18 protein-coding genes are annotated in these 22,491 nt (G+C 67.5%); 11 read left to right on the forward strand and 7 right to left on the reverse strand.

The window, feature by feature from the left end; translation table 11 throughout:
* The first annotated feature begins 37 nt into the window (after positions 1–37).
* Both IM543_18285 and IM543_18290 read left to right on the forward strand, forming a co-directional pair.
* Positions 38–868, forward strand: coding sequence for a PhzF family phenazine biosynthesis protein (locus tag IM543_18285; GenBank protein ID QOY93486.1), 831 nt, complete (start codon positions 38–40; stop codon positions 866–868).
* 154 nt (positions 869–1,022) lie between these two features.
* Positions 1,023–2,807, forward strand: a complete 1,785-nt coding sequence (locus IM543_18290; GenBank protein ID QOY96746.1) for a M61 family metallopeptidase — start codon at positions 1,023–1,025, stop codon at positions 2,805–2,807.
* A gap of 159 nt (positions 2,808–2,966) precedes the next feature.
* Here IM543_18290 and IM543_18295 read toward each other — a convergent pair whose 3' ends face one another.
* Complete coding sequence (locus IM543_18295; GenBank protein ID QOY93487.1) at positions 2,967–3,554, reverse strand: PEP-CTERM sorting domain-containing protein; 588 nt, start codon at positions 3,552–3,554, stop codon at positions 2,967–2,969.
* A gap of 271 nt (positions 3,555–3,825) precedes the next feature.
* Here IM543_18295 and IM543_18300 point away from each other — a divergent pair, with 271 nt between their 5' ends.
* The 6 genes from IM543_18300 to IM543_18325 all read left to right on the forward strand — a co-directional run bounded on the left by IM543_18300 (position 3,826) and on the right by IM543_18325 (position 11,887).
* On the forward strand, positions 3,826–5,028 hold the full coding sequence (locus tag IM543_18300) for an acyltransferase family protein (GenBank protein ID QOY93488.1): 1,203 nt from the start codon (positions 3,826–3,828) through the stop codon (positions 5,026–5,028).
* 43 nt (positions 5,029–5,071) lie between these two features.
* On the forward strand, positions 5,072–5,599 hold the full coding sequence (locus IM543_18305) for a PH domain-containing protein (GenBank protein QOY93489.1): 528 nt from the start codon (positions 5,072–5,074) through the stop codon (positions 5,597–5,599).
* Positions 5,600–5,738: 139 nt separating this feature from the next.
* Positions 5,739–8,147, forward strand: coding sequence for a TonB-dependent receptor (locus IM543_18310; GenBank protein ID QOY93490.1), 2,409 nt, complete (start codon positions 5,739–5,741; stop codon positions 8,145–8,147).
* Between the two features lie 242 nt (positions 8,148–8,389).
* Positions 8,390–9,883, forward strand: a complete 1,494-nt coding sequence (locus tag IM543_18315) for an AAA family ATPase (GenBank protein QOY93491.1) — start codon at positions 8,390–8,392, stop codon at positions 9,881–9,883.
* Positions 9,870–11,588 (forward strand): response regulator, encoded by a 1,719-nt coding sequence (locus IM543_18320; GenBank protein QOY93492.1) that lies wholly within the window; start codon positions 9,870–9,872, stop codon positions 11,586–11,588. The genes IM543_18315 and IM543_18320 overlap by 14 nt, the downstream gene beginning before the upstream one ends.
* Before the next feature lie 71 nt (positions 11,589–11,659).
* The gene (locus IM543_18325; protein QOY93493.1) at positions 11,660–11,887 is read left to right on the forward strand and encodes a hypothetical protein; all 228 of its coding nucleotides are present in this window, start codon (positions 11,660–11,662) and stop codon (positions 11,885–11,887) included.
* 105 nt (positions 11,888–11,992) lie between these two features.
* Here the strand turns inward: IM543_18325 and IM543_18330 are convergent, their stop codons facing one another.
* Positions 11,993–12,256 carry a DUF2384 domain-containing protein gene (locus IM543_18330; protein QOY93494.1) on the reverse strand — a complete coding sequence of 88 codons (264 nt, stop codon included), beginning with the start codon at positions 12,254–12,256 and terminating at the stop codon, positions 11,993–11,995.
* Between the two features lie 11 nt (positions 12,257–12,267).
* A complete protein-coding gene (locus tag IM543_18335; protein QOY93495.1) occupies positions 12,268–13,395 on the reverse strand; it encodes a branched-chain amino acid ABC transporter substrate-binding protein in 1,128 nt (375 codons plus the stop codon).
* 222 nt (positions 13,396–13,617) lie between these two features.
* On the opposite strand from IM543_18335, the gene IM543_18340 reads away from it, so the two are divergent.
* Positions 13,618–13,947, forward strand: coding sequence for a hypothetical protein (locus tag IM543_18340; GenBank protein QOY93496.1), 330 nt, complete (start codon positions 13,618–13,620; stop codon positions 13,945–13,947).
* 210 nt (positions 13,948–14,157) lie between these two features.
* Here IM543_18340 and IM543_18345 read toward each other — a convergent pair whose 3' ends face one another.
* The 4 genes from IM543_18345 to IM543_18360 form a co-directional block, all read right to left on the reverse strand.
* Complete coding sequence (locus IM543_18345; GenBank protein ID QOY93497.1) at positions 14,158–15,537, reverse strand: sensor histidine kinase N-terminal domain-containing protein; 1,380 nt, start codon at positions 15,535–15,537, stop codon at positions 14,158–14,160.
* Complete coding sequence (locus IM543_18350; GenBank protein QOY93498.1) at positions 15,534–16,196, reverse strand: response regulator transcription factor; 663 nt, start codon at positions 16,194–16,196, stop codon at positions 15,534–15,536. The genes IM543_18345 and IM543_18350 overlap by 4 nt, the downstream gene beginning before the upstream one ends.
* 77 nt (positions 16,197–16,273) lie before the next feature.
* On the reverse strand, positions 16,274–17,800 hold the full coding sequence (locus IM543_18355) for a Do family serine endopeptidase (GenBank protein ID QOY93499.1): 1,527 nt from the start codon (positions 17,798–17,800) through the stop codon (positions 16,274–16,276).
* A 223-nt stretch (positions 17,801–18,023) separates the two neighbouring features.
* Positions 18,024–18,479: an Hsp20 family protein gene (locus tag IM543_18360; GenBank protein QOY93500.1), complete on the reverse strand. Its 456-nt coding sequence runs from the start codon at positions 18,477–18,479 to the stop codon at positions 18,024–18,026.
* 282 nt (positions 18,480–18,761) lie between these two features.
* Here IM543_18360 and IM543_18365 point away from each other — a divergent pair, with 282 nt between their 5' ends.
* Together IM543_18365 and IM543_18370 are read left to right on the forward strand one after the other, a co-directional pair.
* The gene (locus tag IM543_18365; protein ID QOY96747.1) at positions 18,762–19,925 is read left to right on the forward strand and encodes a metallophosphoesterase; all 1,164 of its coding nucleotides are present in this window, start codon (positions 18,762–18,764) and stop codon (positions 19,923–19,925) included.
* Complete coding sequence (locus IM543_18370; protein QOY93501.1) at positions 19,918–22,473, forward strand: GAF domain-containing protein; 2,556 nt, start codon at positions 19,918–19,920, stop codon at positions 22,471–22,473. The genes IM543_18365 and IM543_18370 overlap by 8 nt, the downstream gene beginning before the upstream one ends.
* Positions 22,474–22,491: the final 18 nt, after the last annotated feature.

Here is a 22,491-nt window from a genome sequence, read left to right on the forward strand (position 1 = left end):
AGTATAACCGAGACGACCCGTCCAGCAAGGAAAAACCATGCAGATCCGTGCCCTGACCTGTTTTGGCGAGCATGCCGGCGACGGCAATCCGGCGCTCGTCATCGAAGGCGATCACGCCAATGAGGAAGCACGACGCGCTTTCGCGCGCGCCCGCAACACGACTTGCGTCTACCTCGACGGCGACGTGGTCGACTTCTACTATCCCCACATGCGCAGCCCCCTGTGCATCCATGCCACGCTGGCCGTGGCCCATGTGCTGTTCGCGCGCCGGCCGGAGGCGTCCGTGCTCGCGGTGACCACCGCCATGCGCGGCCAGCGGCTGGAACTGGTGCGCGATGGCGATGCGTATTTCGTGCGCCTGCAGGCACAGGCGCTCGCACCAGCGGTCGCAGCAGCGGCGCTGGCGCCGGACCTGCCGGCGCGCCTGCTCGCGGCGCCGGGGCTGGTGCCGGTTTCAGCACCGCGGGTCGCCTCGGTCGGCAGCCCCAAGCTGCTGGTCGAAGTGGCCGATGCCGCCACATTGCACGCCTTGCAGCCGAACCTGCCAGCCATCGCGGCCTGGGGCAAGGAAGCCGGCATCAACGGCATCTACGCCTGGTGCCGCCTGCCCGATGGCCGCGAAGGCGGGCGCCATGAGGGCCGCAACTTCAATCATCTCGACCCCGCACTGGAAGACAGCGCCACCGGCGTGGCCGCGGGCGCGCTGACCGCGCTGCTGGGGCATGGCATCACGCTGCTGCAGGGACGCGCCACCGGGCAGTCCTGCCTGATCCGGACCAGGGTGGAAGACGGTGCGATCCTGGTCGGCGGCCGCGTCGAGCCCGACGCCGTGCGCACCTCCTTCTCCGGCGCCGGTCCCAGGGCCTGACGCCCGTACATACAGCAAGCCGGCACTGTGCGCCGGGCGCAAGCTGGGATACACTTCCGCGGATACCCACAGGAGCTCATCCGGAGCCAAACACACCGCGGACATGAAACCTACCTTTCTCGCCTACGCCCTCCCCTCGCTTCTCCCCCTGCTGATGTTCGGCGCCAGTGCCACCGCGCGCGCCGACGTCGATTACCAGCTGCGCATTACCAATGCGGCACAGCACCTGGCCGAAGTGCGCGCCAGCTTCCCGGCCACCACCGACACCACGCTCGACGTGCAAATGCCGAACTGGCGCACCGGCCGCTACAACATCCTGAACCTGGCCAACGGCGTGCGCCTGTTCAAGGCCTTCGACGCCAAGGGCGAAGCACTGCCGGTCGCCAAGACCGACAAGGGCACCTGGCAGGTCGCTACGCGCCCGGGCGACGCGGTGACGGTGCAGTACGAGCTGTATGCCAACCTGCTGGGCGAGCGCACCCGCCACATCGACGACACCCATGCCTACCTCGATGCCAGCGGCGTGTTCGTGTATGCCGCCCCGTTCCGCAAGGAGCCGGTCAAGGTCAGGCTGGACGTGCCGCAGGGCTGGAAGTCGCGCTCGGGCATGGATGCGGGTGATTGCGAGCACTGCTTCGTCGCGCCCGACTACGACGTGCTGGTCGACGCGCCGATCGAAACCGGCATCCACGAGTTCTACAGCGACAAGGTGGATGGACGCAACATCGAGCTGGCGATCTGGGGCCGCGGCAACCACGACGGCAAGCAGATGATGACCGACCTGAAGAAGATCGTGGCCGAGACCGCCAAAATCTACGACGGCAAGTATCCGTTCCAGCGCTACCTGTTCATCGTCCACGCCACCGACGGCGTCGGCGGCGCCACCGAACACGCCAACTCCACCGTCATCCAGAAACCGCGCTGGACCTACGCGCCGCGCAAGGGCTACCTCGGCTTCCTGCGCGTCGCCGCGCACGAGTTCTTCCATACCTGGAACGTCAAGGCCTACCGTCCGAAAGAGATGGTGCCCTACGACTACCAGAACGAGAACTACAACCGCCTGCTCTGGATCGCCGAAGGCCACACCTCCTACTTCGAAGAGCTGGTCGTGCTGCGCGCCGGCCTCGCGAAACGCGAGGAATTCCTGGAAGAGTACGCGAAGCTGATCGACGACTACCAGCGCCAACCGGGCCGCTTCCAGCAGAGCGCGGCCGACGCCAGCTTCGACGAGTGGATCTCAGTCGGCGGCGAGCGCGCCCGCAATGCCTCGGTGAACATCTATTCGAAGGGCCAGGTGCTGGCATTGATGATGGACCTCGAACTGCGTCGCCAGACCAACGCCAAGCGTGGCCTGGAAGACGTGCACCGCATCCTGTACCAGCAGCATTCGACCGCCCAGGGTGGCTACGACGTGCCGGCCGTATTGGCTGCGCTACGCAGCGTGAGCGGCCAGGACTGGAGCGCCTGGTGGGCGCAGTACGTGGACGGCACCGCCGAGATCCCGTTCGACACGCTGCTGGCCCAGGTCGGCCTGCAGAAGCTGATCGACGTGCCGAAGGACCAGGAGCAGAAGACCGAATGGTGGGCCGGCTGGACCCTGCGCGAAGGCAGCGACCCGGCCGTGGTCACCGTGGTCGAGCGCGACAGCCCGGCCTGGAAGGCCGGCGTGGTGTCGGGCGATACCCTGGTGGCGGTGAACGGCCTGCGGGTGTCGGCCAAGGACATCGGCGACAAGATGTCGCTCGCCGAAAGCGGTCCGTTCAAGCTGCACCTGTTCCGCCGCGACGCGCTGGTGGAGATGCCGATCTCGCCGCAGCAGCGCCCGAAAGGCAAGGCCAGGATCAAGGCGCTCGACAAGCCCAGCGCGGCGCAGCAGTCGATGAACGCGGCCTGGCTCGGCGTGGCCTGGCCGAAGGAAGAGCCGGCGAAGAAGCCTTGAGTCCTTAGCCTGTCACGCGGCCCCACGCCGCGTCCGACACCGAAACGCGGCCCGGTCCAAGACCGGCGCCGCGTTTTTCATGTGGCGTGCGCCAAGTCTGCGATGACGGCGCGTAAAAAAGCCCGCTCGAGGAGCGGGCTGTTGCCATGCGGCGGAGGTTCAAACGTTCTTCTTGCGGCGGGCGGCGAGCAGGCCGCTCAGGCCCAGGCCCAGCAGGGCCAGCGATGCCGGTTCCGGCACATCGGTCGTGTCCGACGTGACGCTGAACTTGGCGTTGCGCACGTGCAGTTCCCAGCCGCCGTAGCCGAGCGGGTTGGCCTGCATGCGCATCGTCACGGCCGCGTCGTCGCTCCACTTGATTGCACCCAGCGCGGTGTTGAGGCTGTCCAGCGCCGCGCTGTCATTGGCGATGTCGAAATACTGGGTGCCGTAGGTACCGCGGCCGGCGCCGGCGACCTGCGTGTGCCACAGTAGGCTGCTGCCCTGGTACAGCGTGATCAGGACGCGGTTTTCGTTCGGAGAGATGCCGCCCCAGCCCTGGTCGTAAGCGATGGCGCTGGAGCTCAGGCCGGTGACCAGGTTGGTGCCTTTTGCGAAGCTGACCGTCGACACATCGTACAGACCCCAGGCCTGGTAGCCATCGTAGGTGCCGCTGCCGGCGCCGGTCTGGATGACCGCGGCAGAGGCGGAAGCGGCGAAGGCGCTTGCAAGGACGAGGCCGGCTGCGATGTGCTTGATGATCTGCATGTTATTCCCTGGTTAGATTAGAAATATATAAACGATAGTTCTTCCTATGCAATAAATGTGTCATCTGAGAAATATTTATAATTATCAATGATTTAAGAAATCATCATCGATACAAGACGCCGACGTGTAAAGTTTTTCGACAGGCCAACCCAGGCGGCATGAAATGCGGCTGCCCTCCCTCCCATTGCTGGAGATATTGCAATTGGCTAACATATACTGAGAACGGCCCACGATAGGGCCATCACCAACAACAGCGAAGGCAACGCACGACATGGACCAGGCCAAGCGGCTTCACGCATTCGACAACCTCCGTGCCGTGATGATGTGGCTCGGCATCCTGCTTCACGTGGCCATCAACCACACGACCGGTCCCTCGCCCCTGCCCTGGCGCGATTCGCAGACGTCGCCGGTCGCCGACCTGGTCCTCCTCTTCATCCACGCGTTCCGGATGCCGGTATTCTTCATCCTGGCCGGCTACTTCGTCGCCCTGCTGGTCGCGCGGCGCGGCCCCAAAGGCATGCTGGCGCACCGGCTACGCCGGCTGCTCCTGCCTTTCGCCATCTTCTGGCCCGTTCTGATCGTCTGCACCACCCTCCTGATGCTGGTGTATGTCCACCTGATGGCGCGTGGCACCGTCGGAATCGACGTGTCCCTGCTCGCGAAAAAATCCGCCGGCGCCTCGCCTTTCAATACGATGCATCTGTGGTTCCTGTATTACCTGATCTGGTTCTGCCTGTTCACCGCGGCGTTGGCGCCGCTGTGGCGCGCACTGCCCGCACGCATACACGCCGCCGTCGACGCCGGCTTTCGCGCACTCACCGGCCACTGGTGGGGCGCGCTTGTGCTCGCCATTCCATTGGCCATCGTCGGCTCCTTCTACCGTGCTGGCATGGTCGCCGTGAGCGGTTCCTTCATTCCCCAGTTGCCCGAACTCGTGCATAACGGCCTGTTCTTCGTGGCCGGCCTGCTGGCCTGGCGCCACCAGGACGCACTGCTACCGCGTCTCACCCACACCTGCTGGAGGCACACGATCGCCGGCGCCGGCGTGTTCGTCGTGGTCCTGGGCGTGTTCAAGACCTTCCTTACCCATCCCGCTGCCATTCCACACATCGAGCTGCTCATCGGCTTCCTCTACAACCTGACCAGCTGGCTGTGGAGTTTCGCCCTCGTCGGCCTGTTCCTGCGCTACCTGCCGGACCAGAACCGGGCCCTGCGCTATGTCTCCGACAGTTCGTACTGGGTCTTCCTGGTGCACATGCTCGGAACGATCGGTTTCGGCGCCATGCTGTACACGCTGCCGGCGGGAGTGATGACCAAGATGCTGCTGAATATCGGACTGACGACCCTGGCCTGCCTGCTCAGCTACCAGCTGCTGGTGCGCCACAGCTTCATCGGCGTGCTGCTCAACGGGAAGCGCCGGCAGGCGTCGCGGCAGCCCCTGGTCACCGTAGACCGGGCCGTCGTTGGACAGTAACATCGGCTACGCATCCAATCCATCAGCCATGACCGAGACTGCCATGACAAAAGACGATACCGGCATCCGCGCCCAGTTCAATCCCCTGATCAAACCCTTTCTGGTGCTGAAGATCGGCGTCGTCATGATCGGCACCATCGTCGGCATCCCGCTGGCGATGGTCTGGTTCCTGGGCCTGGGCCGCTGGTGGGCCCGGCATTATTTCGACCGGCTCGAATGCCAGTTGAGCGCACGCAGCCTGCGATACCGCAAGGGCATCCTGGTCACCACCGAAAAGACCATTCCGCTCGAGAACATCCAGGACGTGACCTTCGTCGAAGGACCGATCCTGCGGCGCTTCAACCTGAGCACGCTGAAGTTCGAAACCGCGGGCCACAGCGCGGGCCCGGCGGCGGACATGCAGCTGACCGGCATCATCGACGCCCAGGCTTTCCGGAGCCAGATCTTGGCCGCGCGCGAGGCCTTGCGCCTTGCGCCACAGGACGCCGCCAGGGATGCGCACCTGGAGGTATTGCGCGCCATCGAAGCGAAGCTGGACGACATTGCCCGGCTGCTGGGCGACAGGCGATGAGCCGGCGCCTGCCGCCGCTCCAGCGTATGCACAATCAATAAACTGAGCTTATATCTTTATAACGTTGTGTTAACGCTACAGCGCCTCTGTGCTCAGCCGTGGGATTGTTTAGTATCCAACTTTCCCTCGGAGAAAACCTGTGCTCACACTCAAACGTCTTCCCCAGTCGGTCCTGCTCGCCCTGTACGGTGGCGCGGCATTCGCTACCCTGCTTCCCGCCGCCGCTGCCGCCGCCGCCGCCGACCAGAGCACCGCATCCACGGCGGCGCCGGACGCCATCCAGAGCGTCAGCGTGGTCGGCTCGCGCCGCGTCGGTAGCTCGTCCGCGATCGACACCCCGGTGCCGGTCGACACCATTTCGATGAGCAAGGCCGCCGAACAGGGCGGCCAGTTCGACCTGGCGCAGGTGCTGAACAACGTCTCGCCCTCGTTCAACTCGACGCGCCAGACCGGCGCCGACGGCGCCGACCTGGTCGACTCCGCCGCCCTGCGCGGCCTCGGCTCCGACCAGACCCTGGTGCTGATGAACGGCAAGCGCCGCCACACCACCGCGCTGGTGAACCTGTTCGGCGCGCGCAACCGCGGCAATACCGGCACCGACATGAACGCGGTTCCCGTCATGGCCATCCGCAACGTGCAGGTGCTGCGCGACGGCGCCGCCGCGCAGTACGGCTCGGACGCGATCGCGGGCGTGATCAACATCGAACTGAAGAAGAGCCTGGGCTGCGAGATGGTGGCCGGCTTCGGCCAGTACCTTGAAGGCGACGGCGACAACTACCTGGCCTCGGCCTACTGCGGCGTGGCCCTCGGCGGCGGCGTGCTGGGCATCACCGGCGAATACTACGACCGCGGCCGCTCCAACCGCGCCGAGGAAGGCAGCCCGCGCATCATCGGCGACACCAAGTCGCAGAACAGCACCATCTACCTGAACGGCGAGTTCCCGCTGGGCGCCGGCAAGCTGTACTTCACCGCGGGCGCGCAGAACCGCGACGCCTCGTCGGCGGCGTGGGCGCGCGAGGGCATCGGCTCCGAGGACATCCCGTCGCGCAACTCGGCCGCGATGTACCCGAACGGCTTCGTCCCCTTCATCAACGGCGACATCGACGACCGCTGGGGCACGGCCGGCTACCGCTGGCAGCTGGGCGAGTGGAACACCGACCTGTCCCAGACCATCGGCTACAACAGCATGGACTACCGCATCGCGAACACGCTGAATGCCTCGATCGCGAACCTGGACCTGATCGGCGGCGGGCGCGGCATCAGCGCCAGCATCTTCGACGCCGGCGGCTTCTCGTTCCGCCAGGCGAGCACCAACCTGGACTTCTCGCGCTTCTACCAGGGCATCGCCCAGGGCATGAACCTGGCCTTCGGCTTCGAGCACCGGCGCGAGAACTACAAGATCAGGGCCGGCGAGCCGGGTTCCTGGATCGACGCCGACGGCGTGGGGGTGGGCGGCAATGCCGGCAGCCAGGGCTTCCCGGGCTTCCAGCCGGGCGACCGGACCGACAGCAAGCGCCATTCGAGCGCCGCCTACCTCGATGTCGAGACCGACCTGAGCGAGCGCTTCAAGCTGCAGACCGCGCTGCGCCACGAGCGCTATTCGGACTTCGGCTCGACCACCACCGGCAAGCTGGCCGCCGCATATCGCATCAACCCGACAGTGCTGCTGCGCGCTTCGGCCAGCACGGGTTTTCGCGCGCCTTCGCTGCAGCAGGTGTACTTCTCGTCGACCTTCACCGACTTCGTCAACGGCCAGCCGCTCGACGTGGTGCTGGCGCCGAACGGCGGCGCGGTGGCGGATGCCGCCGGCATCCCCCAGCTCAAGGACGAGCAATCGAAGAGCGCGACGCTGGGCCTGACCTGGTCGCCGGACACCGCCACTTCGCTGACGGCCGACCTGTACCGCATCGACATCGACGACCGCATCGTCCTGTCGGGCCGCTTCGACGCCGACAACTACCCTGCCCTGGGCGCTACCTTGCAGCGGCTGGGGGTGGGCCAGGCGCAGTTCTTCGTCAACTCGGTCGACACCAGGACCCAGGGCCTGGACGTGACGCTGGCGCACCGCATGGAGGTCGGCGCGGGCAAGCTGAACACCTTCCTGGCGCTGAACTTCAGCGAGACCGAGGTCACCGGGGTGCATGCGCCGAGCGCCCTGCGCGGCTTCGAGGACGTGCTGCTGTCCGAGCGCGAGCGCCTGTTCATCGAGCAAGGCGCGCCGCGCCGCAAGGCCACCCTGGGCTTCGACCACAGCCTGGGCAAGCTGGAAACGACGCTGCGCATCGTGCACTTCGGCCCGCAGACCCTGGGCACCTTCTCGGGTCCGCCGGTGCCGAACCAGTACTACAAGGCGAAGACCTCGGCCGACCTGTCCTTCAGCTGGGCGATGGACGCCAGGACCAGGTTCACGGTCGGCGGCACCAACATCTTCGATGTCAAGCCGAGCGAGCAGGATCCGAACGAGACCGACAACGGCTTCCGGTACGAGAGCGTGCAGTTCGGCCTGAACGGCGCGGCCTGGTTCGCGCGCCTGTCGCACAAGTTCTGAGCGCAGGCTGCGGGCCCTGCCACCAAAGGGACCCGCACGGGTCCCTTCCTGCATGTGGCCCGCAGGGTGGGATGGAGCCGCCCACGCTACAACAGCAACAAGTTTATTAAACCTCGACTCCGCATTTGTAACAATGGGGATTTGACGCATTTGCTTCTGTATATAATGCCCAGCATATCTCGTTGGCAGCATGCAACGCTATCCACTTAAAGCCGCAGCATGCGGCGTCTGCAGGCCGTACCATGACTACCGTTCCAAAGAACCGCATTTCCACCGGCATCGCCGGCCTCGACGACATCCTGGGCGGCGGCCTGACGCCGCAGCGCATCTACCTGGTGGAGGGTTCGCCCGGCGCCGGCAAGACCACGCTCGGGCTGCAATTCCTGCTCGACGGGGTGGCCAAGGGCGAGAGTGGGCTGTACATCACCCTGTCCGAGACCGCCGACGAGCTGGCGGCGGTGGCGGCCAGCCACGACTGGGACATCGGCGCCCTGTCGGTCTATGAACTGGCCGGCGACAGCGATCTCGATCCGGAAGCGCAGCAGTCGATCTTCCATCCCTCCGAAGTCGAACTGGGCGAGACCACCCGCGACGTGATGAACCAGGTCGATGCCATCCGGCCGGTGCGGGTGGTGTTCGACAGCCTGTCGGAGATGCGCCTGCTGGCGCAGAATCCGCTGCGCTACCGGCGCCAGATCCTCGCCCTCAAGCAGTTCTTTTCGGCACGCGCCTGCACCGTCCTGCTGCTGGACGACAAGACCAGCCAGTCCGACCAGCACCTGCACAGCATCGCGCACGGCGTGATCAGCCTGGAGCAGATCGCCAAGGAGTTCGGCAAGGAGCGGCGCCGCGTCAACATCATCAAGATGCGCGGCATCCGTTTCCGCGGCGGCTTCCACGACTACACGCTCGATACCGGCGGCATCACGATGTATCCGCGCCTGGTCGCCGCCGAGCACCTGCGCGACTTCGTTCCCGCGGTCCGTTCCAGCGGTTCGGAAGGCCTGGACGCCCTGCTGGGGGGCGGCCTGGTGCGCGGCACCAACACCCTGATCGTCGGCCCCTCGGGTATCGGCAAGACCACGCTGTCGACGCGTTGCGTCCTGAGCGCCCTGGAACGCGGCGAGCATGCATCGTTCTACCTGTTCGACGAGGGACTCGGCACCTTCTTCGCGCGCAGCCGGGCGCTGGGGCTGGAGCTGCGGACTTTCGTGGACAACGGCCAGCTGCACATCCACCACATCGACCCGGCCGAGCTCTCGCCGGGCGAGTTCGCGCAGATGCTGCGCGACGCGGTCGAACGCTCGGGCGTCGGCTTCATCGTGATCGACAGCCTGAACGCCTACCTGCAGGCGATGCCGGGCGAGCAATACCTGATCCTGCAGATGCACGAACTGCTGTCCTACCTGAACCAGCAGGGCGTCACGACCGTGCTGGTGCTGGGCCAGCACGGACTGGTCGGCGAAGTAAAGTCCGACGTCGACCTGAGCTACCTGAGCGACAGCACGGTCTTGATGCGCTTCTTCGAGTCGGACGGCCGCCTGCGGCGCGCCATCACCGTCATCAAGAGCCGCACGGCCGAGCATGCGCTCACGATCCACGAGCTGCAGCTCGGCGCCGACGGGATCCGCGTCGGCGAAGCGCTGGTGGGCTTCGACGGCGTGCTGACCGGCCTGCCCAGCTACCGCGGCCTGACGCCGATGATGTCGGACCTGCCTTCCGATGCCGACAGCTAGCCGGCACGATGAACGCATCCTGATCCTCGCGCCGCGCGGGCGCGATGCCGATGTCATGTGCTCGGTACTGGCGCAGGACGACGCGGCCTGCGGCGTGATCGCGGACTTTGCCGGCCTCGCCGCCGCCATCGCCGAGGGCGCCGGCATGGCCATCGTCGCCGAAGAGGCGCTGCACGGCGTCGACCTGGTCCCCCTGCATGCCTGGCTGGCGGCGCAGGAACCGTGGTCCGACTTCCCCTTCGTGATCCTGCTCGGCAAGGCGGTCGGCCCGGCGGCCGCCAGCACGCGTGCCCGGCTGGAAGAGCTGGGCAACATCATCCTGCTCGAACGCCCGCTCAATGCGCAAACCCTGCGCAGCGCCGCTGTCTCCGCGCTGCGCGCGCGCCGGCGCCAATACCAGGCGCGCGACCTGCTGGCCGAGAGCGCGCGCACGGCGGCGCACCTGCAGCAAAGCCAGCAGGCCCTGCTTTCGCTCAACGAAACCCTGGAGTCGCGCATCGAGGAGCGTACCCGCGCGCTGGCCGGGGCCAACGACCGCCTGATGAACGAGGTGATCGAGCGCGAGCGGGTGCAGCAGGCGATGGTGCAGTTCCAGAAGATGGAAGCGGTCGGCCGCCTCACCGGCGGCATAGCCCACGACTTCAACAACCTGCTCAATGTGGTCCAGGGCAGCATGGACCTGATCTTGCTGCTGTCGAAAGACGAGGTGGCGCGCCAGCGCGCCGAGATCGCACGCCGCGCCTGCCAGCGCGGCGGCAAGCTGACCAGCCAGCTGCTGGCCTTTGCCCGCAACCAGAACCTCGACCTGCGCCCGGCCGGCGTGTCCGAGCTGTTCGACGGCGTGCGCGAACTGGTCGCGACCTCGGTCGGATCGCGCATCGCGCTGCGCTTCGAGGTCGAGCCGGACTGCGCGCGCGTGTTCGCGGACGCCAACCAGATGGAGATGGCGCTGCTGAACCTGGCCATCAATGCGCGCGACGCCATGGGCGACAGCGGCCAGCTCCTGTTCCAGGCCGGGAACGCGCCGCCCCCGGACGGCCTGCTGCCGGCCGGCGACTACGTGCGCATCGCGGTCACCGACAACGGCCCGGGCATGGCGCCCGAACTGGTCGCCAAGGTGTTCGAGCCCTTCTTCACCACCAAGGCGGTCGGCAAGGGCACCGGGCTGGGCCTGAGCCAGGTATACGGCATGGCGCAGCAGTCGGGCGGCGCGGCGCGCATCCTGAGCCAGCCGGGCGCCGGCACCACGGTCGAGATCTGGCTGCGTGCCTGGGATGGCGGCGGCGTCGACGCCGTCCCCGTGCCGGCCGCCGTCCCGGTGGCGGGCAAGGCTTTCCGCATCCTGGTGGTCGAGGACGACAACTTCGTGCGCGAATCGATGGTGCTGTCGCTGGAGGCGTTCGGGCACGCGGTCACCCAGGCCGCCGACGGCGAGGCGGCCCTGCGCGAACTGCGGCGCGCACGCCCGGACCTGATCATCACCGATTACCTGATGCCCGGGATTACCGGGGCGGAACTGATGCTGCGGGCACGCGAGGTCTTCCCCGGCATACCGATGATCATCGCCACCGGCTACGCCGACATGCATGCGATCGACGAGGTGCTGGGCGACGACATCCTGCTGCGCAAGCCCTTCCAGCTGGCCGAACTGGCGCGCAGCGTCGAGCGTGCGCTCGGCCGCGGCGAGCCGTCCGTATCGAGCTGAACGCCCCCCAGGACGACTCTGTGCCACACTTTGCGCATCACCACGTGGACCATGTCATCCGGGAGCGCATCATGAGCAAGGAACAGCAATCGCAGCAGCAGCAGCAGCAGCAGCAGCAGCAGCAGCAATCGCAGCATCAGCAACAACAGCCGCAGGGGCAGCCGCAGGGCCAGCAGGCGCAGGAAGGATCGACACAGCAGGATGTCGACGGCCTCAAGAACAAGAAGCCGGAAGAGCTGACGCCGGAAGAGCTCAGGCTGATGGCCGACACGATGCCGGGCGATGGACCGGGCGACTGATGTTCCTGTTCTTTTCCAACAGACTCGGCTGCCTCGGCTCGATCCTGGTCTCGGTCGTGCTGACGCTGGTCCTCCTGCTGATCTTCGGCGTGCTGTAAAAACGCCCTACTTCTCCAGCGAGCGGACGTGGGCCAGGACCTCGTCCTCGCGTCCCTCGCCCACCGCTTCGGCGGCGCTCTTGCCGCCGAACGCTCCCTGCGCTTCGTTCATCCAGGCGCTTGCCGCCTCGTCGCTGCCGACGATGCCGCGCACCGCGTGCATCACCGTGTAGTAGGCCTGCGCCTTGCGCGACTGCTGGTCGAAGCGTTCCTTCAGGGCGGCGAAAGCATCCGGCTCGAGCGCGGACTTGGTCGGTTCATCTGCGGCCATGCTCGTGCTCCTTATTTGGTGACGCTCAGGAGCGAACGCTTGCCGCCCTTGAACGAATACAGGGTGATGGTGCCGTCGCGGATGTCGCCGCGCGCATCGAAAGCGATCGGGCCGGTAACGCCCTGGTGCTCGATTTTCGCGAGCACCGGCAGGTACTTCGCCGGCTGCGACGAACCGGCCTTGGCCATCGCCTCGGCCATCGTCATCACGGCGTCGTAGGCATACGGCGCATTGATCTGGACGTCGATGCCGAAGCGCTTCCTGTAGTCGGCGCGGAACCTGTCCATGGCGGCCTTGGCCTGGCCCTGCACGCCGCCCGCTTCCGCGCATACCACCTGACCATCAAGCATGGTGCCGCCGGAGAGCTTGTGGATCTCGTCCGAGCAGATGCCGTCGCCGCCCATCATGCGCACGTTCATGCCGAGCTGCTTCATCTGGCGCAGCATCGGGCCGGCGGTGGCGCTCATGCCGCCGAAGAAGACCAGGTCCGGCCTGGTGGCGCGGATGCGCGTGATGATGGCCGAAAAATCGGTCGCCTTGTCGTTGGTGAACTCGCGCGCCACCACCTTGCCGCCCTGGCCTTGCAGGCTGCGCGCGAACTCCGTGACCAGGCCCTGGCCGTAGGCGGTGCGGTCGTCGACCACGGCCACGCGCTTGACTCCCATGCTGCCAATGGCGTAGCGGCCCAGCGCCTGGCCCAGCTGCACGTCGTTGGCCACCACCCGGAAGCTGGTGTCGAATCCCTGGCGGGTGTACATCGGCGAAGTCGAGGAAGGCGAGATCTGCGGGATGCCGGCCGCATGGTAGATCTTCGAGGCCGGGATGGTGGTGCCCGAGGTCTCATGGCCGACCATGCCGTTGATCCTGGCATCGACCAGTTTCTGCGCCACCGCGGTGGCCTGCTTCGGCTCGCCGCCGTCGTCCTCGGCCACCAGCACGAAGCGGACCTTCTTGCCGCCGATGACGGCGCCCCTGGCGTTGAGCGCCTCGATCGCCATGCGCGCACCGTTCTCGGTGTCCTTGCCGAAGTAGGCCACCGGGCCGGTCACGGCGGCCGCATGGCCGATCTTTACCACTTCCTGGGCCGAGGCCACACCCGCCAGGGCAAGGCTGGCCAGCAGGACTGCTTGCTTCTTCATGATTCCTCGTCTATATCCGGTCGGGGCAACGGCCCCGGGCAAAAAGGGCATTCTACCGGTACCGGGCGCGGCCTGCCGGACGCCGGCAAGGCCAAGGTGACAATTGGAGAGAATCAAAGGGGCAAAACGCTTGTATGCTCCCCGCCTTGCACAAGAACGAGAGGGGCCGGCTGCGCCGAGCATCCCTCCGGCATCACGGAGAACACCATCTTTATCCTCGCCATGCGACCTGCCCGCCTTGCGGCAGACGCCCTGCTGTCCTGCACGCTTGCCCTTGCGCTTGCACCGGCACAGGCCCACCAACCGGCACCGCGCCACCCGCCCCATCCCTGCGCCTCCGGGCAATCCTGCCCGGCCGCGAGCGCCGCTGCGCGTCCGCGTCCCGGCGCCAGGCAAACGGCCGAATGCGCTCTCCTGCGCGCCGCCATCATGGAATCGGAACATCCCGCGCGGCGCGCCAGCGGCGAGATGATGGAAGCGGTGCAGCAAGACCTGTCGATCCTGCGCAGGCGCTACCGCAAGCTGGGCTGCGCGACCGCCGCCCGTGCTTGAGAACCGCAAGCAAAGGCGCGGGTCAGGGCGATTGCTCGCATACCAGGCGCCTCGATGGATGTCGTAGGGTGGGCGGGTCTTCCCGCCCACGCGTCCAGCTCCCGGATGCGTAGTGGCAGATCGGATGGGATGTGAACCCCAGCCTACGCCAAGCGCAGGCGCGCTACGCCGCCGCGCCGACATCGGTGCTGGCCGGCCGCGCCGCCCGACTCAGGCGGCCGGCTGCCTGAAGCTGACCGTGGCCGCCAGGCCGCCCAGGCGTTCGGACCGGCCGAGGATGAGCGTGGCGTGATGGCGTTCGGCGATCGCCTTGATGATCGCCAGCCCCAACCCGCTGCCGGCCGCCTCGCTGCCGGCCACCCGGTAGAAGCGGTCGAACACGCGCTCGCGCTCTTCCGGCGGGATGCCGGGGCCGCTGTCCTCGACCGTCACGGTGATCGTGCCGGCATCGTTACGCACCGAGATGTCGGCGGTGCCGCCGGCCGGGGTGTACTTGATCGCATTGTCGACCAGGTTGCGCAGCAGGATGTGCAGCGCGTCCGGCTGCCCTTCCACCACGGCCGGGTCGGCGTGCTGGATGCCCACGTCCACGCCCTTGGCCGCGGCCACCCCGGCCAGGTCGGCCACGGTGCGGCGCGCCAGCTCGGCCAGGTCGACCGGGCGGCCGGCGGCGCTGGTGGCGGCGGCCTCCTGGCGCGCCAGCACCAGGAGCTGCTCGACCAGGCGGGTGGCGCGGTCAATGCCGGCGGTCAGGCGCGACACCGCCAGCTTGCGCGCCTCCGGCGTGTCGGCGCGGTCCAGGCTTTGTGCCTGCAGGCGCAGCGCCGCCAGCGGCGTGCGCAGTTCGTGCGCGGCGTCGGCCACGAAGGTCTGCTGGGCGTCGAAGGCGGTCTTCACGCGTCCGAACAGCAGATTCAGTTCCTGCACCAGCGGCCGCACCTCGTCGGGCAGGCCGGCCTCGGACACCGGCGACAGGTCGTCGGCCTGGCGCGACGCCACCTGCGAACGCACCCGCGCCACCGGATCGAGCGAGCCGCTCACCACCCACCACACGACCAGCATCAGGATCGGCATCATCACCGCGATCGGGCCGAGGGTGCGCAGCGCCAGGTTGCCCGCCATGTTGCGGCGCACCGCCAGGTCCTGGGCCACCTGCACCGTCTGGTTCTCGGTCTGGATCGAGAACACGCGGTACACGGTGTTGTTGGCCTTGACGTTGGAGAAGCCGAGCACGGCGCGCTGCGGCAGCTTGGCGCGCGAGACGCTGTGGAAGACCTGCACGCCGTCGGGCGACCACATCTGCACCACCATGTCGTCGCTGCCGCTCCCGCCCTGGGCGGCGGCGCCCTCGTTGCGGGCCTCCAGGCGGCGCTGCGCCTCGGTGTTCGACAGCGGCGTGCCCGAGCGCAGCGACAGCGCCATCTGCTGCATGTGGTAGTCGAAGATCTGGTCGGCGTCGTGCAGCGCCGTGCGGTAGGCGATCGATGCCTGCGCCAGCGCCGCGATGGTGATCGCCGCCAGCAGGTACCACAACAGGCGTCCGCGCAGCGAGTGTGTCACGGTGGTCCTGAGCCGGGGCCCGAATTTCATGCCTTCGGCACCATGTAGCCGACGCCGCGCACGTTCTGGATCAGGTCGCTGCCGAGCTTCTTGCGCAGGCCGTGGATATAGACCTCGACCGCGTTGCTGGAGACTTCGTCGCGCCAGCTGTACAGCTTTTCTTCCAGCTGGGCGCGCGACAGCACGGCGCCGGGCCGGGCCACCAGGGCTTCCAGCACGGCCCACTCGCGCGCCGACAGCGCGACCTGGGTGCCGTCCACCATGACCTCGCGGGTGGCGGGATTGACCGTGATGTTCTTGTATTCGAAGATGGGTTCGGCGCGCCCGGCGGCGCGCCGCAGCAGCGCGCGGATGCGCGCCAGCAGTTCGTCGAGATCGTAGGGCTTGAGCACGTAGTCGTCGGCGCCGGCATCCAGGCCGGCGATGCGCTGGGCCACCGAATCGCGCGCGGTGGCGACCAGCACCGGAGTGCGGTCCTTGCGCGAGCGCATCGAGCGCAGCACATCCAGCCCGTCCTTGCGCGGCAGGCCAAGGTCGAGCAGGACCAGGTCGTAGTTCTGGTTCTGCATCAGGGCCGTGTCGGCCATTTCGCCGTCCTTGACCCAGTCGACGGCGTAGTGCTCGGCCCGCAAGAGGTCGAGCACTACTTCGCCGATCATCGTATCGTCTTCCACCAGCAGTAGCCGCATGAATTCCCCGTTCTTGAAACCGTGCTAATGAGTATATGAAATTTTTTCACATACTCGGTGGAGGACGCGACGCTTCCTTAACCAATCCGCACCGGAATGAAGATTCTGTCACTCCCGCGCTGGATCAGCAAGGCCACCGACTTGCTGGCTTTCGCCACCATGTCGCGGACCTGGCCGACCGAGTTCACCGGACGGCCGTTAACCGACACCAGTACGTCGCCAGGCTGCACGCCGGCAATCGCGGCCGCGCCCCGCGCATCCTCGATCACCAGGCCCGATGCGATGCCGCTCTCGCGACGCTCGATCGGCTCCAGCGGGCGCAGGGCCAGCCCCAGCTTGGCGCCGGTGTCCTGGTTCGACACCAGCTCTTGCTGCGGCGCGCGCTTGCCCTTGTCGTTGGCGTCGCCCAGGGTCGCGTCGACGCGCACCAGCTTGCCGTCGCGCCAGACGTCGAGCGCCACCCGCGCGCCCGGCTTGGACAGCGAGACGGTGCTGGACAGGTCACCCGGCGACACGATCGGCTGGCCGTTGATGCTGCGCACGATGTCGCCCGACTTCAGGCCGGCGCGTTCGGCCGGGCCGCCTTGTTCGACGCTGGAAATCAGCGCGCCCCCCGGCGTATCGAGACGGAAGGAGTCGGCAAAGGCCTGGCCGACTTCCTGTACCGCCACGCCCAGCTTGGCGTGCTGCACCTTACCGGTGGTCATGATCTGGTCCTTGATCTTGACCGCGACGTCGATCGGGATCGAGAACGACAGGCCCTGGTAGCCGCCGGTCTGGCTGTAGATCTGCGAGTTGATGCCCACCACTTCGCCGCGGGTGTTGAACAGGGGGCCGCCCGAGTTGCCGGGGTTGACCGCCACGTCGGTCTGGATGAAGGGCACCTGGCCGTCGTCCAGGTTACGGCCGGTGGCGCTCACCACGCCGGCGGTGACGGTGCTCTCGAGGCCATACGGCGAACCGATGGCCAGCACCCACTCGCCCGGCAGCAGCTTGCGCGACGTGCCGATCGGCGCCACCGGCAGGTTCTTGGCGTCGATCTTCAGCACGGCCACGTCGGTGCGCGGGTCGGAGCCGACGACCTTGGCGCGGTACTCGCGGCGGTCCTGCAGCTTGACGGTGACTTCGTCGGCGCCCTGCACGACGTGGGCATTGGTCAGGATGACGCCGTCCGGGCTTACGATGAAGCCCGATCCGGCGCCGAAAACGGGCGCTCCACGTCCGCCGCCACCATGGCGCGGGTCCTGGAACTGTCGGAAGAATTCATAGAACGGGTGGCGCGGGTCGAGTTCCGGCACGTTGCCGCGGCTGGCGGTCTTGGTGCTGCCGACGACGCGGATGTTCACCACCGCCTTGCCGTTGGCGGCGGCGATGCGGGTGAAATCGGGCAGGGTCACCGTGGCGGCCGGCGCGGGCGCCGCGGCGGGCGCGGGCGCAGGGGCGGCGACAGGCGCCGGCGCCGCTGCCGCAGCCGCGGTTTCGGCTGCTGCGTTGTTATGATTGACTGCAAGCGCACCGACCGCTCCGCCGACGACGCCCGCGGTACACAAGGCCAGCGTGAGTCGTTTGGCAGTGATGGCAGTGACGGCAGCTTCGTTACGCATGTATGTGCTCCTGGTGAAAAATGGTTGACCGATGATGTTGTCTATCGATGGGCATAGTTTCCCAAAGCTGGCTTAGACCATACTTAAGCTCGCAACTTCTGGCCTAGCGTGGTTCGGGCGCGTAGCCGGCTCGGCCGACCACCCTGCCACCCCATCGTCAAAAAGGGCGCCCCGCGGGACGCCCTCTCTCAAGCTACTTCTCTGTACTCAGGCGTCCGGCGCCTCAGGCGGCGCGCTGCTCCAGGGTCTGGACGTTGGAGGCGGCGCCGGCGGCGTCGCCGATGGCGATCTTGCGCGGCTTGAACGCTTCCGGCACTTCGCGCACCAGTTCGATGGTGAGCATGCCGTTGTCGAACGATGCGGCGGTGACCTTCACGTGGTTCGCCAGCTGGAAGCGCTGTTCGAAATCGCGCGCCGCGATGCCGCGGTGCAGGAAGGTACGCCCGGTGTCGTCCTTCTGCTTGCGGCCGGTGACGTGCAGGCTGTCACGCTCGGTCACGATTTCCACTTCGTCGCGGGTGAAGCCGGCCAGGGCCATCACGATGCGGTAGTTGTCTTCGCTCACCAGTTCGATGTTGTACGGCGGGTAGCTCGGCTCGCCGCGCTGCTCGAGCAGGCTGGCCAGGCGATCGAAACCGATGGCGGAACGGTACAGGGGAGTCAGGTCGAAAGTACGCATGGTGGATATCCTTGTAAAGTGAAGCGATATGTTGCCGGACCTCATCGTGAGCATCCGGTGAGTCCAATCTAGTGCCATGCCAATGCACTTTCAAGGCATACGAAATACGTATTTTTAAGGTATTTTGCAAATTTTATTTGCACTTCGCTGACTCTTGAATAATTGCCCCAAGCACTGCATTTACGCGGTTTGTCCTGCCCGTCGATCGTGCTCTTTGCTGCTGGCACGCAAGCACGCCGGATTTGCGTTAAGGTGAGCGGCCTCGTCCCCAGCCCCGACCTCATGTTCTCGATCGTCCTCAATATCGTCGGTACCCTGTTCCACCTGTACGTCGCCGCGCGCCTGTATTCGCTCGAGGCGGTGCGTACGCGCGTGCCGCGGCGCGCCTGGTGGATCGGCGCCTTCCTGGTCTGGCTGCTGTACTTCGCCGGCGTGCGCCTCGGCGACGAGGCGCTCGACTGGCGCTGGTGGCCGGGACAGTTCGCCCTGACCTGGCTCGGCATCACTTTCGTGATGTCCCTGTGCCTGCTGGCGACCGACCTGCTCGGGGGTTTCGGCTTGTGGTGGCGCGCGCATACGCACAGGCTGCGCGTGCTGGGCGCCGCCGGCGGCGTGCTGCTGGCGGCCTTCGCCCTGTTCCAGGGCATGCGCGCGCCGGTCGTCGTCGAGCAGGAAGTCGTCATGCAAGATTTGCCGCGCGCCCTGGACGGCACCGTGATCGTGGCGGTGAGCGACATCCACCTCGGCGCCCAGCGCCGTTCGACGTGGCTGGCGGCGCGCGTGGCGCAGATCAACGCGCTGAAGCCGTCCGCCGTCCTGCTGCTGGGCGACCAGGTCGAAGACAATCCCATCGGCGAGCGCCAACTGGCGCCCACCCTGCGCGGCTTGCGCGCGCCGTGGGGGGTGTGGGCCGTGACGGGCAATCACGAATTCTATGGCGACGCCGAGACCACCGTGCGCGAATTCGAGGAAGGCGGCGTGCGCTGGCTGCGCGATCGCCAAGTGCTGCTGGCGCCCGGCCTGGTGCTGGCCGGGATCGAGGACATCGGACGCCGCATGCGCCAGGAGCGCGCGTTCACCGGCGGACTGGCGCGCACCATTCCGGCTGCGACCGATACCGCCACGATCCTGATGTCGCACATCCCGGCCGCACGGATCATCGAGGAAGCCGGCGCGCGCGGCGTCGACCTGATGCTGTCCGGGCACACCCACGGCGGCCAGATCTGGCCCTTCAGCTATGCGGTGCAGAAGCGCTTCGCCCGGTATGCCGGGGCCTACGACGTGGACGGCATGCTGCTGTACGTGACGCGCGGCGCCGGCAGCTGGGGCCCGCGCATGCGCCTGTGGCAGCCGGGCGAGATCATCCGCCTCACGCTGCGCGCGCCGGCGCCGGCGCAGCCGGCCGTGCCAAGCTTCGCGGCGCGGAAAGGAGCCCCCGATGCCTGACGTATCCAGCAGTCCCGACGCCCTCAACGCGCGCTGGCGCGCCTTCCAGCTCATGCTGTCCGACCAGCTCAAGGCGCTGCCCTCGCCTGAAAGTATCGTCGAGGCCGCTACTCGGCTGCTCGCCAGCTACCTGGACGCTTCACATTGCTGGTACTCCGAAGTCGGCGCCGACGGCGAAACCTTTCTCTCGCGCGGCGGGTGGCGGGCGCCGGGTATTCCGGACTTGCCGGCATCGGGGCGGATCGCCGACTTCGGCCCCGTGGTCGCCGCCACGCTCGGCACCGGACGCGACTTCATCGTCGATGACATCGGCGCGGATGCCAGGACCGCCGCCTTCGCGCACGCCTACCGGGCGCTCGGGATCGGCTCCCTGCTGGCTGCGCCGATCTTCAAGGGCGGGCACTGGGCGGCCAACCTGAACCTCGCCAGGCCAGCGGCGTATCGCTGGTCGGAAGAAGACGTGCTGGTGGCGCGCGACGTGGCCGAACGCACCTGGTCGGCGGTCGAGAACGCCATCGCGCAGGCCGCGCTGCGCCAGGAGCGCGACCGCAGCCAGTACATCTTCGACACCCTCGACGAGGGCCTGGTGCTGCTGGCGGCGGACGGCCGGCTCGACTACGCCAACGATGCGGCGGCGCGCTTGGCCGGCATGGCGCGCGCCACGCTGATCGGCAAGCCCTATCGGGCCGTCTTCGCCTGGGCCTCGGACGAGGCGCTCGACACGCTCTACCAGCGCGTGCGCAGCGGCGGCAAGGCCGAGTCGACGGAGCATGCCTGCACGCTGCCGTCCGGGCGCCAGATCTGGCTCGAGTTGCGGGTCAACCCCTCGCTGGAGGACGGGCTGGCGATCTTCTTCAAGGACATCACCCGGCGCAAGCTGGCCGTGCTGGCGACGCAACAGGCCGAGGCGCGCAAGACCATGCTGCTCGAACTCGGCGACCGCCTGCGCGGCTTCGCCGACGATCCCGAGGCGATGATGCGCGTCGCCACGAGCGAACTGGCTCGCATTCTCGACGTGCCGCGGGTCGGTTACGTCAGCATGGACGAGGCGGTCGAATTCGGCGTGGTCGGTCACAACCACAATGACCCGCGCCGCGTGCCCGAACTGCCGGCGCGGGTCGAACGGCTCGACGATTATGGCCTCGACCTGGCGGCCGACATCCGCGCGGGACGCACCATGCGCGTGCGCGACCTCGAGACCGATCCGCGCACCGCGGGCGCCGCCGCCGCCGCCCATGCCGAGATCGGCGCGCGCGCGTCCGTCGCCGCCCCGATCCAGCGCAAGGGCAAGACCGTGGCCTTCATGTTCGCCCACCATGACCGCCCTCGCGACTGGAGCGACGAAGACGTCGAACTGATGCGGCAGACCGCCGCCCGTACCTGGGACGCCGTGACACGGGCCCGGGCGGTGCTGGCGCTGCGCGAAGCCGATCGTCGCAAGGACGAATTCCTGGCCATGCTGGCGCATGAGCTGCGCAACCCGCTGGCGCCGATCAGATCGGCGGCCGAGCTGCTGCGCCTGGGCCAGCTCGATGAGGCGCGCATCCGGCGCACCAGCGAGATCATTTCGCGCCAGGTCAGGCACATGACCGGCCTGGTCGACGACCTGCTGGACGTCTCGCGCGTAACGCGCGGACTGGCGTCCCTCGATCAGCGCGAGGTCGACGCCAGGACCGTGGTGACCGATGCGATCGAGCAGGCCAGGCCCCTGATCGAGCAGCGCCGGCATCAACTGGCGCTGCACCTGACGCCGGAGCCCGCGCACGTGCGGGGCGACCTGAAACGGCTGGTCCAGTGCGTGGCGAATGTCTTGAACAACGCTGCCAAGTACACGCCCGAGGGCGGCAACATCTCGCTCAGTCTCGGTGTCGCGGACGCCTTGGTGAACATCACCGTCGCCGATGATGGCATCGGCATGACGCCCGACGTGGCGGCCCATGCTTTCGACCTGTTCGCACAGGCGCAACGCACTGCGGACCGGACCCAGGGCGGCCTGGGCATCGGCCTGGCCCTGGTCAGGAGCCTGGTCGAGCTGCACGGCGGCGAGGTCTTCCTGCGCAGCGCCGGTCCGGGACGGGGCACCGAGCTGAAAATCGCTTTGCCGCGCCTCGAACCGGCAGCTGCAGGCGCGCCGGCGCCGAATGCCGCACCGGCGGCGCGCGACGCGCACGCGGCGAGGCGCGTCCTGATCGTGGACGACAACGTCGACGCGGCCCAGGTGCTGGCCACGCTGTGCGAACTGCTGGGCCACCAGGTCAGCGTCGAGCATTCGTCCCTGCGCGCGCTCGAGCGGGCGGTGCGCGAGCGGCCGGACGTGTGCCTGATCGACATCGGCCTGCCGGACATGGACGGCAATGCGTTGGCGAGCCGCCTGCGCGGCCTGCCCGAGACGCGGCACGCCCTGCTGGCCGCGGTGACCGGCTACGGACAGGAGCGCGACCGCGCCACCGCCCATGCCGCGGGCTTCGACCGCTACCTGGTCAAGCCGGTGGAGCTGGCGGCGATCGAGGAACTGCTGCGCGCCGCCGCCCCGGCGGGGCCGGGCTGAGGCCGCCCCCGCCTGCCC

The sequence above is a fragment of the Massilia sp. UMI-21 genome, assembly GCA_015277795.1.
Lineage (GTDB): Bacteria > Pseudomonadota > Gammaproteobacteria > Burkholderiales > Burkholderiaceae_D > Telluria.

Excerpts from the sequence above, each read along its gene's own strand:
- IM543_18370 (QOY93501.1), top strand. The coding sequence starts at position 19,918 with ATGCCTGACGTATCCAGCAGTCCCGACGCCCTCAACGCGCGCTGGCGC.
- IM543_18315 (QOY93491.1), top strand. The coding sequence starts at position 8,390 with ATGACTACCGTTCCAAAGAACCGCATTTCCACCGGCATCGCCGGCCTC.
- IM543_18285 (QOY93486.1), top strand. The coding sequence starts at position 38 with ATGCAGATCCGTGCCCTGACCTGTTTTGGCGAGCATGCCGGCGACGGC.
- IM543_18325 (QOY93493.1), top strand. The coding sequence starts at position 11,660 with ATGAGCAAGGAACAGCAATCGCAGCAGCAGCAGCAGCAGCAGCAGCAG.
- IM543_18355 (QOY93499.1), bottom strand. The coding sequence starts at position 17,800 with ATGCGTAACGAAGCTGCCGTCACTGCCATCACTGCCAAACGACTCACG.
- IM543_18365 (QOY96747.1), top strand. The coding sequence starts at position 18,762 with ATGTTCTCGATCGTCCTCAATATCGTCGGTACCCTGTTCCACCTGTAC.
- IM543_18350 (QOY93498.1), bottom strand. The coding sequence starts at position 16,196 with ATGCGGCTACTGCTGGTGGAAGACGATACGATGATCGGCGAAGTAGTG.
- IM543_18305 (QOY93489.1), top strand. The coding sequence starts at position 5,072 with ATGACAAAAGACGATACCGGCATCCGCGCCCAGTTCAATCCCCTGATC.
- IM543_18360 (QOY93500.1), bottom strand. The coding sequence starts at position 18,479 with ATGCGTACTTTCGACCTGACTCCCCTGTACCGTTCCGCCATCGGTTTC.
- IM543_18335 (QOY93495.1), bottom strand. The coding sequence starts at position 13,395 with ATGAAGAAGCAAGCAGTCCTGCTGGCCAGCCTTGCCCTGGCGGGTGTG.
- IM543_18340 (QOY93496.1), top strand. The coding sequence starts at position 13,618 with ATGCGACCTGCCCGCCTTGCGGCAGACGCCCTGCTGTCCTGCACGCTT.
- IM543_18290 (QOY96746.1), top strand. The coding sequence starts at position 1,023 with ATGTTCGGCGCCAGTGCCACCGCGCGCGCCGACGTCGATTACCAGCTG.
- IM543_18320 (QOY93492.1), top strand. The coding sequence starts at position 9,870 with ATGCCGACAGCTAGCCGGCACGATGAACGCATCCTGATCCTCGCGCCG.
- IM543_18300 (QOY93488.1), top strand. The coding sequence starts at position 3,826 with ATGGACCAGGCCAAGCGGCTTCACGCATTCGACAACCTCCGTGCCGTG.
- IM543_18330 (QOY93494.1), bottom strand. The coding sequence starts at position 12,256 with ATGGCCGCAGATGAACCGACCAAGTCCGCGCTCGAGCCGGATGCTTTC.
- IM543_18345 (QOY93497.1), bottom strand. The coding sequence starts at position 15,537 with ATGAAATTCGGGCCCCGGCTCAGGACCACCGTGACACACTCGCTGCGC.
- IM543_18295 (QOY93487.1), bottom strand. The coding sequence starts at position 3,554 with ATGCAGATCATCAAGCACATCGCAGCCGGCCTCGTCCTTGCAAGCGCC.